Genomic DNA, 15,670 nt, shown 5'->3' with positions numbered 1-15,670 from the left:
CTCACCGCGGGTCGGCGGCGCGCGCGTGCCCGGCGACGTCGAAGTCGGGGTCGGCGGCCTGGTCGGGGGTCAGGTTCGGTGCGGGTCCGGTGCCCAGGAGGCGGCGGACCGCCAGGTGCTCGGCGGGCCTGCCCACCGAGTCCGCACCGAGGAGCGCGTTCCCGCGGAAGCAGAACACCGAGAACCGCCCCGAATCCGGGTCGCCGCGCAGCACGGTCCGGTCGTGGCCGCCGGTCAGGCCCGCGATCTGCAACCGCGTTCCCGCCTGGTCGCTCCAGAACCACGGCACGGCGCGGTATTCGGCCGGTGCGCCGGTCAGCCGGGCCGCCACGCAGCGGGCTTGGTCCACGGCGTTCTGCACGGATTCGATACGCACCGGTTCGGCGGCGAACGGGCTGGGGAACCGGGCGCAGTCGCCGATCGCGGAGATGTCCGGGTCCGACGTCCGCAACCACGCGTCGACGACGACGCCGTCGCGTTCGGCCAGCCCCGCCTCCCGGGCGAGCTCGACGTCGGGCACCGCGCCGGCACCCACGAGCACCAGGTCCGCCGCGATCCGCTCCCCCGATTCGATTTCCACGGTGGACACCGAGTCGTCGCCGAGGAACCGCGCCACCCGGTGGCCCAGCAGCAGCCGCACCCCGCGCGAGCGGTGGGCGCGGGCGAAGAACTCGGAGGTCTGCGGCGTGGCGACCCGCGCCAAGAGCCGTTCCTGGGCCTCCACCACGGTCACCCGGGCGCCGAACGCCGACGCGGAGGTGGCGACTTCCAGTCCCACGAACCCGCCGCCGACGACCACCACGTCCCGGGCCGAGCGCAACCGGTCGCGCAGCGCGTCGGCGTCGGCAAGGGTGCGCAGTCCCAGCACGCCCGGCAGGTCGGCGCTCGGCACGGGGACCTCGCGGTTGCGCGACCCCAGCGCCAGCACCAGGTGCTGGTAGTCGAGCGACCGCCCGTCGCGCAACCGCACGCGGTGCTCGGACCGCAGGATCTCGACGGCGCGTTGCGCGGGCAGGACCTCGATGTCGTGCGCCGCGTAGTAGTCCGCGGTGCGCAGCAGCAATCCGGCCGCGTCGACGTCGCCGGTCAGGTAGCCCTTGGACAGCGGCGGCCGGCGGTAGGGCAGCTCCGGCTCGTCACCGACCAGGACGACCCGGCCGTCGAACCCGGCCTGGCGCAACGAGATCGCGGTCTGCTGCCCGGCCTGCCCCGTTCCGAGGACCACCACCGGTCCGGTGCCGGTCACCGCTGCCGCTCCGGCAGTCGGACGCGGATGCCGTCCAGCTCCGCGGTCATCGGCAGCTGGCAGCTCAACCTGCTGTTGCCGGCCCGCGCCGAGCTGGCCTCGTCGAGCATGGCGTCCTCGTCGACGGTCATCGGCGGGGCGGCGGCCAGGTGCTCGGATTCGACGTAGACGTGGCAGGTGGCGCACATCGCCGCGCCGCCGCACTCGCCCACGATCCCGTCGATCCCGTTGTCCAGCGCGGCTTCCATGACGGTGGTCCCCGGTGGGACGGCCACCGACCTCTCGGTCCCGTCCGGGGAAACGTACGTGACAGTCGGCATGGTTCACTCCCGTCGGTGCGGAACTCGTCGGCTCAGTGCCTGTCTTCGAACTCGTTTTGCGTGGCGGTGCCGGTGGCGGAACCTCAGCGGCCGTCTCGACTGCGGAAGCCCCTCCTGATGTATGCCCATACACGGCGTCAGGCCTGTCCTCGCGAGACGACCGCTGAGAACCCGCGGCGGTGCAAGCGGCGAGACCACTCACCGAAAGAGAAAGCGGCTCCGCCGCTTGCCAAACCCCTTCCGGGAGCAGGTTCAAAGACAGGCGCTCAGGCCGGGATCTCGTCGACGATCGGGTGGTCGGCGCCGAACACGTCGATCGCCACGTCGCGCGGCGTCTTCCCGTCGTGGCCCAGCAGGTCGGTGCGCGCTCCGGCGCGCAGCAGGATCCGCGCGCAGTCGGCGTGGCCGTGCCACAGCGCGTCGTGCAGCGGGGTGTAGCCGTTCGTCGCGCCCTGGTAGTCGAGGTCGATCCCCGGCGCCTGGACCAGGATCTCGGTGATATCCGGGTGTCCCATGTAGACGGCCTTGTGCAGCGGAACGGCGCCGAAGGTCGGCTCGACGGCGTTGACGTCGGCACCGGCGGCCAGCAGCGCGCGCACGATGTCCGGGTAGCCGTCGCGCGCGGCCACCAGCAGCGGCGTGTGCCCGTCGTTGAACCCGTTGACGACCGGCGCCGTCTCGTCCACGTGCACGCCCTCGGCGAGCAGCGCCTGAACCTGCTCCAGGTCACCGACGACCACCGCGGCCATCAGGCGCTGGTCCTGCACCGCGCGCTCGTCGGACTCGGTGCGCCGCCGCAGCAGCGCGGCCACGGCCTCCAGCTTGTCCCTGCCCTCGGTGTTGGCGCCGAGTTCGTAGTCGATGCGCTCGCGCATCGAGAACCCGTAGTGCGTGGCCAGGTTCACCGACGCGTTCTGCTCCAGCAGGTAGCCGACGATGTCCGGCCACTTGTACCAGAGGGCGTCCATGAGCGGGGTGTGCCCGGTCGTCGGACCGACGGCGTCGACGAACGCACCGGCCTCGACCAGCACCCGCACGGTTTCCCGGTCACCTCCCTGCACGGCCTTGTGCAGCGCGGTGTTGCCCGCCCGCGAGTCGGTGGTGTGCACGTCGGCACCGGCGCGCAGCAGGCGGCGCACGATCACCGCCTCGCCCTGGCCCGCGGCGATCGACAGGACCGGCAGTCCGCTGGCGGCCTCCCGAGCGTTCGGGTCCGCACCGGCCAGCAGCAGCTCGTTGACCTGATCGGCGTCACTCTGCCGCACGGCGCTGATGATGGCGTCGTCGAGCATGGATTCTCCCTCTGGCGAACGATTCCGGCCGGGCTTTCCCGCCGTGCCACCGAGTCAAGCGACCACCGGCGCGTCCGCGCCAACGATCGGCGCGGACTGCGCGGAGTTGACGCAATACCGCGCCCGAAGCGTCGACTCGCCGAAGTGCGCACCGGATTCCTTGCCGCCCACCGCCGGACGCTGGTCGACTGGCAACGGGCGATCCCGTTCTGTCCACATCGGACCCGAATCCAGATGGGTGAGAAGATGGAAAGTCGTTCTGACGCTCGCGCTGTCGTGCTCGGCGGGGGGATGGCGGGGCTGTTCGCCGCGCGGGTCCTCGCCGAGTTCCACCGGGAGGTCGTGCTGGTGGACCGCGACGAGCTGACCGGTGCGCACGAAGCGCGGCGCGGCGTTCCGCAGGGACGTCATTCGCACGCGTTGCAGGCCAGAGGACTGCTCATCGCGGAGGAGATGTTCCCCGGCATCATCCAGGCCATGGCCACCGACGGGGCGGGCATCGGCGACGTCACCGCCGACGTGCGCTGGTACGTCGGCGGGCGACCGATCCGCCGCGTCGAGTCCGGCCTGACCGCCGTGACCGCCAGCAGGCCGTTCCTGGAACGCCACGTGCGCGAGCGGGTGCGCGGCCTGGGAACCGTGCGGTTCGCGGAGCGGCACAACGTCCTCGGCCTCCGGACGTCACCGGACCGGACGCGGGTCACCGGGGTGCGCGTGGTGCCCCGCGACGGCGAGGCCACCGAGGAGGTCCTGGACGCCGATCTCGTCGTCGACGCGACCGGTCGCGGCTCCCGGCTGCCCGGGTGGCTGGAGGAACTGGGCTACCCGAGGGTCGCCGAGCAGCGGCTCGACATCGGGCTCGGCTACGTCACGCGGCACTACCGGGACCGCGCCGACCTGTTCGGCGGCGACATCGCGATCAACGACGTCGCCTCGCCCGACCTGCCGCGGGGCGCGGCGCTCAGCCGCACCGAGGGCGGCCAGATCGTGGTCACCGGCTACGGCATCCTCGGCGACCACCCGCCCACCGATCCCGAGGGCTTCCACGCCTTCCTGCGGACGTTGTCCAATCCGGACGTGCACCAGGTGGTCACGCGCTCCGAACCGTTGGACGACCCGGTGTCGTACCGCTTCCCGTCGAGCCTGCGGCGCGACTACGCGGGCATGTCCCGGTTCCCGGAGGGCCTGCTGGTGCTGGGCGATGCGGTGTCCAGCTTCAACCCGGTCTACGCGCAGGGCATGACGGTGGCCGCGCTCAGCGCGCTCGTGCTGCGCAGGCACCTGCGCGGCGGTGGGCGGGTGCGCCCGCTGCGCTTCTTCCGCGACGTCTCCGAGGAGGTCACCAACGCCACGTGGGACGCCATGACGGTGTCGGACCTGCGCTTCCCCGGTGTCGCGGGAGACCGGAGCCTGCGGACCCGCCTGCGGCAGTTCTACACCGGCCGGGTGCAGGTGGCGGCCACCCGCGACGACGTGGTGGCGCGCGCCTACATGCGGGTGCTCGGGCTCATCGACCCGGCGGACACGCTGCGCCGCCCGGGCATCGTGGCCCGAGTGCTGGGGCGCGCGCTCCTCGGCTGAGGCGCGTCCCCTCACCCGGCCAACGGCGTCAGGTCGGCGTGGCGCTGCCGGGGCACGGCCCGTTGCCTGCGCGCGACCTCGGCGAACGCCTGCACCAGCCGGCTGCGACCGGTTTTGCGCCACACCAGCGCGACATCGGCGGCCGGCAGGTCCCGGATGGGCACGAAGGTGACGTCCGGCCGGGCGTAGAACTCGGCGCTGGAGCGCACCATCGGCGCGACACCGCGCCCGGCGGCGACCAGCGACAGCACTTCGTGCACTGTGGACACCGGGTAGCCGCGGTGGATCGGCCTGCCGGAGGGGGTGTGCGGCGGCGACTGGGCGTCCCACCAGTACTGCGGGGCGTTGCCCGCCGCGGCGAACACCTGCATGTCGGCGAGGTCCTCGACGGAAACCGACCGCTCGGCGGCCAGTCGGTGGCCCAGCGGCACCGCGAGGGTGCGCGGCTCCGACGACATGATCGGTCCGACCTCCAGGTCGGGTTCGCGCACCGGGAGCCAGTGGAACAGCACGTCCACCTCCTCGCGGCGCAGCGGGCCGAGCGGATCGGCGATGTGCACCTCGCGCAGCTCGATCTCGCACTGCGGGTGGCGTTCCTGGAAGGAGCGCACCGTTGCCGGGACCACCATGGTCGCGCACAGGAAGCCCACCCGGAGCGTGCCGTCGAGGCGCCGGGCGGCCGTCCGCGCGTCCCGGAGGGCGTCGTGCATCTCCTGGAAGGCGGGTTCCATCCGCTCCCGCAGCTGCTCGCCCAGCTCGGTCAGGCGGACGGTGCGGGTGGTGCGGTCGAACAGGCGGCCACCCACCCGCCGCTCCAGGGACCGGGTCAACTGGCTCACGCGCGCCTGGGACACCACCAACCGCTGCGCCGTGCGCCCGAAGTGCAGTTCCTCGGACAGCACGAGGAAGCATTCGATCTCCCGGAAGTCCATCTCCCCTCCCAGCGCACCGGAACCAGCCACACCGCCCGGAATGGTAGCACGCCCGAATGTTCGAATTCCCCGCTTTCCCGGCGGATTCGGTCGACACCGATCCGGCGGTGCAGTAGAACGAAATTGACGATCCACCTCGCGAAATCGCGGAAAAATTCGGGTTCGAACAGGCGCGCGCCACCTGCGACCAGCCATGACGAGAACCCATAACTCTCGCTTATCAACTCATTCGCGATTCCCCGTTGATCCGCCCACGCGGCCTGTCGGAAATTGGTGAACATGATCGACGAACCATCGCCGTCCTCGGCGGCCACGCGCCCCGGCGTGCGCGATTGGCTGCTGCTCATCGTGGTGCTGGCAGGCACCTTCCTGGTCGAACTCGACCTGTTCATCGTGAACGTGGCCATCCAGCCCATCCGGGCCGGACTGGGCGCCAGCGTCTCCGAGATGGAGCTGGTGGTGTCCGGGTACACGCTCGCGTTCGGGCTGGTGCTGGTCACCGGCGGCAGGCTCGGCGACCTCTACAGCTACCGACGGCTGTTCATCGTCGGCGTCGGCGCGTTCAGCGCCGCATCCCTGGCGTGCGCGCTGGCCCCCGATCCCGCCTCGCTCATCGCGTTCCGCGTCGTGCAGGGCGTGGCGGCCGGACTGATGCTGCCGCAGACGCTCTCGCTGATCCAGATCCAGTTCTCCGGGCGGTACCGGGCCATCGCGTTCGGCGTGTTCGGTGCTGTCACCGGCATCGCGACGATCATCGGCCAGACCGTCGGCGGGCTGCTCATCACGCTCGACGTGGCCGGGTTGTCCTGGCGCAGCGTGTTCCTGGTCAACCTGCCGTTCGGCATCGCCGCCGTGATCGCCTCGCTGTTCCTGCTGCCGAAGGACCGCAACTCCGAACGCCCCAAGCTGGACCTGGTCGGCGTCGTGCTGCTGACCGTGGCACTGCTGTTCGTCATCGCACCGCTGATCTTCGGCGGCGGCGAGCACGGCAACCCGATGCTGCTGTTGCTGATCCTGCTCGCGGTCCCGGCCGGGACGGCGTTCGTCCGGTGGGAGAACCGCACCAAGCGGACCGGCGGTCTGCCGCTGGCCGACCCGCAACTGCTGCGCAACCGCAGCTTCCGCGGCGGGGCCGGGCTGTCGCTGACCTTCGTCGCGGGCAACACCGGACTGTTCTTCCTGCTGGCGCTGTACTTCCAGGGCCCGCTCCAGCTGACGCCGCTGCGCGCCGGGCTCACCTTCACCCCGCTCGCGCTGCTGTTCGGCATCGCCTCGGTGGTGGCACCCCGGCTCACCCCGCGGCTGGGCAACCACGTGCTGACCCTCGGCTACGTCATCAACGTGCTGGCGACCGCGGCGCTGCTCGGCGCCTCGGTGGTCTACGGCGAAGCGATCCCGACCGGTGTTCTGGTGATCGCGCTCGCCGTCATCGGGTTCGGCGAGGGCCTCGGGTTCACCCCGCTGATCAACATCGTGCTCACCGGGGTCGACAAGCGGGACGCCGGTTCCGCGTCTGGGGTGCTGGAGACCTGCATCCAGATCGGATCGGCGTTCGGTCCCGCGCTGCTCGGCGTCACCTACAGCAACCTGGTGTCCTTCCCCGCAGGACTCGCGGTCAACCTCGTGCTCGCCCTGCTGGCGCTGGCCTTCATCCCGCTCTACGCGCCGAAGCGGACCGCTCGCGAGGAGGAGGTCCCCGAGAACGCCGCGACCGCTTCGTGACGCGTCGCGCGCGGCGCCGGTGCGGTCCTCCCCCAGCCCGCACCGGCGCCTTCCCACGTCCACCGGCTGTTCGGGAGTCCGATGAGCCCGCGATCGATACCCGCCACCCCGGCCGGCGCGTCCGCCTCCACCGACGGCCGGTACCCCTGGTCCGCCCTGGCGACCGCCTACACCGGCGTGTTCATGGCGATCATGGACGTGTTCGTCGTCCTGGTCGCCGCTCCGGCCATCCAGGCCGACCTGCGCGCCTCCGACGCGGTCGTGCAGTTCGTGCTCGCCGGCTACCAGGTGACCTACGCGGTCACGCTGGTCATCGGCGGGCGGTTGGGCGACCGCTGCGGCAGGCGGCGGATCTTCCGGATCGGCATGGTCGTGTTCACCCTGGCGTCCGCCGGCTGCGGGCTGGCGCCCTCCAGCGGGGTGCTGATCGGGATGCGACTGGTGCAGGGGTTCGGCTCGGCGCTGATGTTCCCGCAGTCGTTCTCGTTGATCCAGGCCCTGGTCCCGGCCGACCGGCGCGCGCGGGCCTTCGGGTTGCTGGGAGCCGTGATCGGCTCGTCGACCATCATCGGCCAGGTTCTCGGCGGGGTGCTGGTCGAGGCCGACCTCGCCGGGCTGTCCTGGCGGCCGGTGTTCCTGATCAACGTCCCCATCGGACTGGTGTCGCTGTGGTGCGCGGGCAAATTCGTCCCCGAATCCCGGGCGCCGCGTTCGCACCGGCTGGACCTGCGCGGCGCGGTCGTGCTGGCGGTGGCGCTGACGCTGCTGATCGTCCCGCTGGTGCAGGGACGGCAGCTGGGCTGGCCAGCCTGGTCGTGGCTCTGCCTGGTCGCGGTGGTCCCCGCGACCGCCGGGTTCGTCCGGGCGCAGCGCGCCACCGTGCGCGCCGGCGGTGATCCGCTGGTGGACCCGGCGCTGCTCGGCCAGCGCACGTTCGCGGTCGGGGTGTGCCTGGTGCTGCTGTCCTACGCCACGCAGAACTCCTCGTTCCTGGTGCTGTCGCTGACGTTGCAGGACGGGATGGGGCTGGGCGCCCTGGAGTCCGGGCTCACCTACGCACCGGTCGCGGTGTGCTTCCTGTCCGCATCGCTGCTGGCCGCGCGGATCTTCCCGCGTCTGGGCACGGCGCTGCTGCCGATCGGCGCGGCGGTGACCGGTCTCGGTTTCGCCGCCGGGATGGTCGTCGCGGCCGTCGCCGGGCCCGGGTTGTCCGTCTGGGCGCTCGTCCCGGCGCTGGTGCTCCAGGGCGCGGGCATGGGGCTTTTCCAGACACCGCTGCAGAACACCGTGCTCGCCCAGGTGTCCGCGCACCACGTGGGCACCGCCTCCGGAGTGGTGTCCACCGCGCAGCAGGTGGGTGGAGCCGTGGGCGTGACGATCGTCGGGATGCTGTACTTCGGCGCGCTGCGCGGCACCGGTTCCGGCGGGCACGCGCACGCGTTCGCCACCAGCCTCACGTTCAACGTCGTCGCCACGGGCGCGTGCCTGGCGCTGCTGTTCGTGCTGACGTCCGGAGCGCGGCGGCCGACCGGCTGATCCGCTGTTCCCCCGAACACCCCGCTTTCGTGGAATCCACGCTCTGCGAACGGATTCCTCGTCTCCCGCCGAGAACCCCGGCACGGTCGAGGACGAAGACCGATTGCCGAGGAGGCGGAATTGAGTGGTCGCATCTGCATCGAGGACGTCGTTCCCGGAGATGCCGCCGACCGGTACCCGAGCAAGGCCGTCGTCGGTGAACACGTCCCCGTTGCCGCCACGGTGTGGCGGGAGGGGCACGAGGCGGTCGGGGCGTCGGTGCACTGGTGGGGTCCCGACGAACGGCCCCGCTGGGAGCGGATGTGGGAGGAGGAGGGCACCGACCGCTGGTCCGCGGTGATCGTCCCCGACCTCGTCGGGCCGTGGACCTTCCGGATCGAGGCGTGGGGCGATCCCTGGACGACCTGGCGACACCGCGTGGACGCCCGCATCGGGGCCGGCCAGTGGACCGAACTGCTCGCCAACGAACTGGAGATCGGCGCGCGGCTGCTCGACCGGGCGGCCGGCCTGCCGCACCGCGGACCGGACCGGGAAGTGCTGGCGCTGGCCGCGGCCCGGCTGCGCGCCACCGACCTGGCACCGCTCGACCGGCTCGCGGTAGCCGTCTCCGAACCGGTCGAGCGCCTCATGACCGAAAAACCGTTGCGGGAGCTGGTGACCGCGGGCCCGCAGCGCCGGATCTGGGTGGACCGGCGGCGCGCGCTGCACGGCTCCTGGTACGAGTTCTTCCCGCGGTCGACCGGCGGCGTCGACGAGACGGGCGAGCCGGTGCACGGCACGTTCGCCACCGCCACCGCCGAACTGGAGCGCATCGCGGACCTGGGTTTCGACGTGGTGTACCTGCCACCGATCCACCCGATCGGCGAGGTCCACCGCAAGGGCCGGAACAACTCCGCCACCGCGGCGCCCGGTGACGTCGGGTCGCCGTGGGCGATCGGCTCGGCCGCGGGCGGGCACGACGCGGTCCACCCCGGACTGGGCACCATCGACGACTTCGACGCGTTCGTGGCCCGCGCCCGCGAACTGGGCCTGGAGGTCGCGCTCGACCTCGCGTTGCAGTGCGCCCCCGACCACCCGTGGGTCCGGGAGCACCCGGAGTGGTTCACCGCGCGTCCGGACGGGACGATCGCGCACGCCGAGAACCCGCCCAAGCAGTACCAGGACATCTACCCGCTGAACTTCGACAACGCCCCGGAGGCGTTGTTCGCCGAGGTGCTGCGCGTCGTGCTGCACTGGGCGGAGCACGGGGTGCGCATCTTCCGGGTGGACAATCCGCACACGAAACCGCCGGACTTCTGGCACCGGCTGATCTGGACGGCCAAGGAACACCACCCCGACCTGCTGTTCCTCGCCGAGGCGTTCACCCGCCGGGCGCCGATGTACGGGCTGGCCCGGCTCGGTTTCACCCAGAGCTACACCTACTTCACCTGGCGCACCTCGAAGGAGGAGCTGACCGAGTTCGGCCGCGAACTGGTCGAGCACGCCGACGAGTTCCGCCCGAACCTGTACGTGAACACACCGGACATCCTGCACGAGTCGTTGCAGCACGGCGGTCCCGCGATGTTCGCGCTGCGCGCCGCGCTGGCCGCCACGCTCTCGCCGTCCTGGGGGATGTACTCCGGGTACGAGCTCTACGAGTCGGAGCCGCTGCACCCCGGCAGCGAGGAGTACCGCGACTCCGAGAAGTACCAGCTGCGACCGCGGGACTTCACCGTTCCCGGGCTGCAGCCCTGGATCCGCCGGCTCAACGACATCCGCCGCCGCCACCCGGCGCTGCGGCAGCTGCGCACGCTGCGGTTCCACCACGTCGACGACGACCACCTCCTCGCCTACTCGAAGACCGACCCGGCGACCGGCGACACCGTGGTCTGCGTGGTGAACCTCGATCCGCACCGGGCGCGCGAAGCCACCCTGTCGCTCGACCTGCGCGCGCTGGGCCGCGAAGGGCGGTTCACCGCGTTCGACGAGGTGAGCGGGCAGAGCTGGGTGTGGCAGGCGGAGAACTACGTGCGCCTGGACCCGCGCGACGCGGTGGCGCACATCGTGACCTTGGGGGACGAGCAATGACCGAGCACATCGCGTGGGGCCGCATCGTGGAGCCCGACTCCGCCCGGTTCGGCCGGGCCCGCCCGGCCACCGAGCGGCCGGAGTGGTTCAAAACCGCCGTGTTCTACGAAGTCCTGGTGCGGGCCTTCGCCGACGACAACGACGACGGGGTCGGCGACCTGCGCGGGCTGGCCGACCGGCTGGACTACCTGGAATGGCTGGGTGTGGACTGCCTGTGGCTGCCGCCGTTCTACGACTCCCCGCTGCGCGACGGCGGCTACGACATCCGCGACTACCGCCGGGTGCTGCCGGAGTTCGGCACCGTGGACGACTTCGTCCACTTGCTGGACGAAGCGCACCGCCGGGACATCCGGGTGATCACGGACCTGGTGCTCAACCACACCTCGGACACGCACCCGTGGTTCGTCGAGTCGCGGACCAATCCGGACGGTCCGTACGGCGACTTCTACGTCTGGCGCGACGACGACACCGGATACCCGGACGCGCGGATCATCTTCGTCGACACCGAGACGTCGAACTGGACCTACGACCCGGTGCGCGGCCAGTACTACTGGCACCGGTTCTTCTCCCACCAACCGGACCTGAACTTCGACAACCCGGCCGTGCAGGACGCCGTGCTGGACGTGCTGCGGTTCTGGCTGGACCTGGGCATCGACGGGTTCCGCATGGACGCCGTGCCCTACCTGTACGAGCGGGAGGGCACGAACGGGGAGAACCTGCCGGAGACGCACGAGTTCCTCAAGCGGTGCCGCAAGATCGTCGACGACGAGTACCACGACCGCGTGCTGCTGGCCGAGGCGAACCAGTGGCCCGCCGAGGTCGTGGACTACTTCGGCGACCCGTCCACGGGCGGCGACGAGGTCCACATGGCGTTCAACTTCCCGTTGATGCCACGCCTTTTCATGGCGCTGCGGCAGGGCTCGCGCACCCCGATCTCGGAGATCCTCCGCGCCACGCCGGAGATCCCGTCCGGCGCCCAGTGGGGCATCTTCCTGCGCAACCACGACGAACTCACCCTGGAGATGGTCACCGAGTCCGAACGCGCGTACATGTACCGCGAGTACGCGCCCGAACCCCGGATGAAGGCCAACATCGGCATCCGCCGCCGGCTGGCGCCGCTGCTGGACAACGACCCGAACCAGCTGGAACTGGTGACGGCGCTGCTGCTGAGCCTGCCCGGCTCGCCGTTCCTGTACTACGGCGACGAGATCGGCATGGGCGACAACATCTGGTTGCAGGACCGGGACGCGGTGCGCACGCCCATGCAGTGGAGCCCGGACCGCAACGCCGGTTTCTCCCGCGCCGATCCGGAACGGATGTACCTGCCGCCGGTGATGGGCCCGGTCTTCGGGTACCACCGGGTGAACGTCGAGGCCCAGCGGCGCGACAGCGCCTCGCTGCTGCACTGGACGCGCCGGATGCTGCGGATCCGCAAACGCCACCCCGCCTTCGGGCTGGGCGACTTCCGCGAGATCGAGCTGTCCAACACCGCGGTGCTGGCGTACTTGCGCCGCAGCACCGCGCCGGACGGTTCCGAGGACGTCATGCTCTGCGTGAACAACCTCTCGGCCGCGCCGCAGCCGATCGAACTCGACCTGCGGGACCGGGCCGGGTGCGCCGTCGAGGAGGTCACCGGCGGCACCCGCTTCCCGGACATCGGCGAGGCGCCGTACCAGCTGAGCGTGCCCGGTCACGGCTTCTACTGGTTCACGCTCCGACCCGCTGAGGAGACTCCGTGACTTACCCGGGAATGGACGAGCTGCGCACCGCGCTCACCGGCTGGCTCCCGCAGCGCGGCTGGTTCGCCGCGAACGGCCGCGAGATGCGCGACGTGCGGATCCGGCGGGCGACCGAGCTCGTCGACCGGCGTCCCGCTGGCGGTCCGCTGGCGCTGCTGCTCGTGCTGGAAGCGTCCTTCACCGACGGCGGAGCGCAGCACTACCAGGTGCTGCTGGGGCTGCGGCGGACGGTCTCGCCGGAGCTGCGCCGCGCGGTGTTCGCCGAGGTCGGCGGGCACGCGGTGTACGACGCGCTCGCCGACGCCGAACTGGTCGCCGTCCTGCTGTCCACAATGGACTCCGGGCGCGACGTCGACGACCTGGAATTCCGCTCCGTCGGCGGGATTCCCGAGCTGTCGGAGGTCCACGTCCGGCCGATCTCCGGCGAGCAGTCCAACAGCTCGGTGGTGATCGACGAGCGGATGGTGCTGAAGGTGTTCCGCCGCCTGCAACCCGGCGTGAACCCGGACGTGGAGCTGCACCGGGCGCTGGAGCGGGCGCGGAACCCACACGTGCCGCGCTTCCTCGGCGCCGTGCATGGCCGCCTCGACGGCCTGCCCACCTCGCTGCTCACGCTCCAGGAATTCGTGCCGGGCACGACGAGCGGCTGGGACGCCGCCCTGCGGTCGCTCGCCGGACACCTGGCCGGGGAGTCCACTGCGGACGTCGCGGAATCGGCCCGAGCGCTCGGCGAGGCCGTGGCGGCCGTGCACCGCGACCTGGCGGAGGTGTTCGGGACCTCCTCCCTCGACCCCGCGAGCATCACGTGCGAACTGAAGTCCGCTGTGGAACTCGCGGTGGACTCGGCCCCGGTGCTCGCCCCGCACGCGGCGGCCCTGCAAGAACTGGTGGACTCGCTGGCGGTCGGGCACGACCGGCCGCTCGCGCAGCGCGTGCACGGTGACCTGCACCTCGGCCAGGTGTTGCGCTCGGAGCGCGGGTGGGTGGTGCTCGACTTCGAAGGCGAACCGGACCGCCCGCTGTCCGCCCGCGTCCGGCACGCCTCCCCGTGGCGGGACGTGGCCGGGATGCTCCGGTCGTACGACTACGCGGCGGACCACACCACCGCGTCCGCCGACGACCCGGGCACCACGGCGGTGCGGCGCGCCCGCGCCTGGGCGGAGACCGCCAAGCGCGCCTTCCTGGCCGGGTACGAGTCCACCAGCGGTCGCCGCGCGGACCGCGCGGTGTTGGACGCCTTCGTCCTGGGCAAGGCGCTGTACGAGGTCGCCTACGACGCCCGCCACCGTCCATCGTGGACAACCATCCCGCTGTCCGGGGTGCTGCGGCTGCTGGAGGCGCGCCATGTCCGTTGAGACGTCCGGACCGGGCGAGCTCGACCTGCACCTGATCGGCGAAGGCAGGCACGAACGGCTGTGGACGGTGCTGGGGGCGCACCGCCGCGGCGGGGCGCCCGACGATCCGACCACCGGGGTGTCGTTCGCGGTGTGGGCGCCGAACGCGCGGCAGGTCCAGGTCCGCGGCGACTTCACCCGGGGCGCGGCGTGCCCGCTGCGGCGGCTGGCCGGTTCCGGGGTGTGGGAGGTGTTCGTACCCGGCGTTGCCGACGGCGCCCGCTACCGCTTCGACGTCCTCGGGGCGGACGGCCGCTGGCGGACCAAGGCGGACCCGGTGGCGTTCGCGGTCCAACCGCCACCGGACAACTCCTCGGTGGTGTTCACCTCCGAGCACACCTGGCACGACGCCGACTGGATCGCCCGCCGCGCGCGGGCCGCGTGGCAGCGCGAACCGATCAGCGTGTACGAGGTGCACGCCGGTTCCTGGTCGCAGGGCCTGGACTTCCGGGAACTGGCGCACCGGCTGGCCGACCACGTCACCGACGCCGGGTTCACCCACGTCGAACTGCTGCCGGTCACCGCCCACCCGTTCGGCGGGTCGTGGGGCTACCAGGTCACCTCGTACTTCGCGCCGACGCCGTGGCTCGGCTCGCCGGACGACCTGCGCTACCTCGTCGACCACCTGCACGGCCGCGGCGTCGGCGTGCTGCTCGACTGGGTTCCCGGGCACTTCCCGCGCGACGAGTGGGCCCTGGCGCGGTTCGACGGGACACCGCTGTACGAACACCCCGACCCGCGCCGGGCCGACCACCCGGAGTGGGGCACGCTCACGTTCGACTTCGGCCGCCCGGAGGTGCGCAACTTCCTGCTCGCGAGCGCGCTGCACTGGATCGAGGAGTTCCACGCCGACGGACTCCGCGTGGACGCCGTGACGTCCATGCTCTACCTGGACTACGCGCGCCAGGACGGGCAGTGGCTGCCCAACGAGCACGGTGGTCGCGAGAACCTCGACGCGGTGCGGTTCCTGCGCGAGCTCAACGAGGCGGTGCACCGCAACCACCCCGGAGTCCTCGTCATCGCCGAGGAGGCGACCGCGTGGCCGGGTGTGACCAGCGCCGACGGCGGTCTCGGCTTCGACCTGAAGTGGAACATGGGCTGGATGCACGACACGTTGTCGCACTGGGGCCGCGACCTGCCGCAACGCCGCGCCCACTCCCGGGAGCTGGTCGACTCGGTGTCCTACGCCTTCAGCGAGCGCTTCGTGCTGGCCCTGTCGCACGACGAAGTGGTGCACGGCAAGGGATCGCTGTGGGGGCGCATGCCGGGCTCGGACCGGGACAAAGCCGCCTGCCTGCGCTCGCTGCTGGCGTTCACCTGGGCCTACCCCGGCAAGAAGCTGCTGTTCATGGGCGGCGAGTTCGGCCAGGTGCGGGAGTGGTCGCACGAACGCTCGCTGGACCGCGACCTGCTCGCCGACCCGCTGCACGCGGGCGCCGCGCGGCTGACCGCCGAGCTCAACGCCCACTACCGGAGGCTGCCCGCCCTGCACACCCAGGACCTCGTCCCGGCCGGTTTCGAGTGGATCGACGACCGCGACCCCGCCAGCGGGGTGCTGTCCTTCCTGCGGTGGGGCTCCGACGGGTCCGTGCTGGCCTGCGTGGTCAACTCCGGCCCGGACGTGCTGGAGCACTACCGCGTCGGCCTGCCCCGCTCCGGGCGCTGGCGCGAGGTGCTCAACACCGACGCCCGGAGCTTCGGCGGTGACGGCGCGACCAACCCCGGCGCGGTCGAGGCCGTGGACCTGCCCTGGCAGGGCCGCCCGGCCTCGGCCGCGATCCGCCTGCCGCGCTGCGGCGTCGTCTGGCTCGTCCCCGACGAGCCCGTGTGACCGACCTTCC

11 protein-coding genes are annotated in these 15,670 nt (G+C 71.7%); 7 read left to right on the top strand and 4 right to left on the bottom strand.

Annotated elements, in window-relative coordinates:
* Window position 1: 1 nt before the first annotated feature.
* The 3 genes from NV263_RS12750 to NV263_RS12740 all read right to left on the bottom strand — a co-directional run bounded on the left by NV263_RS12750 (window position 2) and on the right by NV263_RS12740 (window position 2,858).
* The gene (locus NV263_RS12750; protein WP_263253272.1) at window positions 2–1,246 is read right to left on the bottom strand and encodes an NAD(P)/FAD-dependent oxidoreductase; all 1,245 of its coding nucleotides are present in this window, start codon (window positions 1,244–1,246) and stop codon (window positions 2–4) included.
* Window positions 1,243–1,566 (bottom strand): 2Fe-2S iron-sulfur cluster-binding protein, encoded by a 324-nt coding sequence (locus tag NV263_RS12745; protein WP_263253270.1) that lies wholly within the window; start codon window positions 1,564–1,566, stop codon window positions 1,243–1,245. The genes NV263_RS12750 and NV263_RS12745 overlap by 4 nt, the downstream gene beginning before the upstream one ends.
* Before the next feature lie 266 nt (window positions 1,567–1,832).
* Window positions 1,833–2,858 carry an ankyrin repeat domain-containing protein gene (locus tag NV263_RS12740; RefSeq protein WP_263253269.1) on the bottom strand — a complete coding sequence of 342 codons (1,026 nt, stop codon included), beginning with the start codon at window positions 2,856–2,858 and terminating at the stop codon, window positions 1,833–1,835.
* A gap of 246 nt (window positions 2,859–3,104) precedes the next feature.
* On the opposite strand from NV263_RS12740, the gene NV263_RS12735 reads away from it, so the two are divergent.
* On the top strand, window positions 3,105–4,439 hold the full coding sequence (locus tag NV263_RS12735) for an FAD-dependent oxidoreductase (RefSeq protein ID WP_263253267.1): 1,335 nt from the start codon (window positions 3,105–3,107) through the stop codon (window positions 4,437–4,439).
* 11 nt (window positions 4,440–4,450) lie between these two features.
* On the opposite strand, the gene NV263_RS12730 is transcribed toward NV263_RS12735, so the two are convergent.
* Window positions 4,451–5,401, bottom strand: a complete 951-nt coding sequence (locus tag NV263_RS12730) for a LysR family transcriptional regulator (protein ID WP_263253266.1) — start codon at window positions 5,399–5,401, stop codon at window positions 4,451–4,453.
* A gap of 249 nt (window positions 5,402–5,650) precedes the next feature.
* On the opposite strand from NV263_RS12730, the gene NV263_RS12725 reads away from it, so the two are divergent.
* The 6 genes from NV263_RS12725 to glgB all read left to right on the top strand — a co-directional run bounded on the left by NV263_RS12725 (window position 5,651) and on the right by glgB (window position 15,660).
* Window positions 5,651–7,093 carry an MFS transporter gene (locus tag NV263_RS12725; protein WP_263253265.1) on the top strand — a complete coding sequence of 481 codons (1,443 nt, stop codon included), beginning with the start codon at window positions 5,651–5,653 and terminating at the stop codon, window positions 7,091–7,093.
* Window positions 7,094–7,174: 81 nt separating this feature from the next.
* Window positions 7,175–8,629: an MFS transporter gene (locus NV263_RS12720; protein WP_263253264.1), complete on the top strand. Its 1,455-nt coding sequence runs from the start codon at window positions 7,175–7,177 to the stop codon at window positions 8,627–8,629.
* A 120-nt stretch (window positions 8,630–8,749) separates the two neighbouring features.
* Window positions 8,750–10,696, top strand: coding sequence for a maltotransferase domain-containing protein (locus NV263_RS12715; RefSeq protein ID WP_263253262.1), 1,947 nt, complete (start codon window positions 8,750–8,752; stop codon window positions 10,694–10,696).
* Window positions 10,693–12,435 (top strand): maltose alpha-D-glucosyltransferase, encoded by a 1,743-nt coding sequence (treS, locus tag NV263_RS12710; protein WP_263253261.1) that lies wholly within the window; start codon window positions 10,693–10,695, stop codon window positions 12,433–12,435. Before NV263_RS12715 ends, treS begins: the two co-directional genes overlap by 4 nt.
* The gene (locus NV263_RS12705; protein ID WP_263253260.1) at window positions 12,432–13,790 is read left to right on the top strand and encodes a maltokinase N-terminal cap-like domain-containing protein; all 1,359 of its coding nucleotides are present in this window, start codon (window positions 12,432–12,434) and stop codon (window positions 13,788–13,790) included. Before treS ends, NV263_RS12705 begins: the two co-directional genes overlap by 4 nt.
* Window positions 13,780–15,660, top strand: a complete 1,881-nt coding sequence (gene glgB, locus NV263_RS12700) for a 1,4-alpha-glucan branching protein GlgB (RefSeq protein ID WP_263253258.1) — start codon at window positions 13,780–13,782, stop codon at window positions 15,658–15,660. Before NV263_RS12705 ends, glgB begins: the two co-directional genes overlap by 11 nt.
* Window positions 15,661–15,670: the final 10 nt, after the last annotated feature.

Source organism: Saccharopolyspora rosea, from assembly GCF_025643595.1.
Classification (GTDB): domain Bacteria; phylum Actinomycetota; class Actinomycetes; order Mycobacteriales; family Pseudonocardiaceae; genus Saccharopolyspora; species Saccharopolyspora rosea.
Note: the sequence above shows the minus strand (reverse complement) of the source record. Positions and strands in the feature narration are given on the sequence as shown.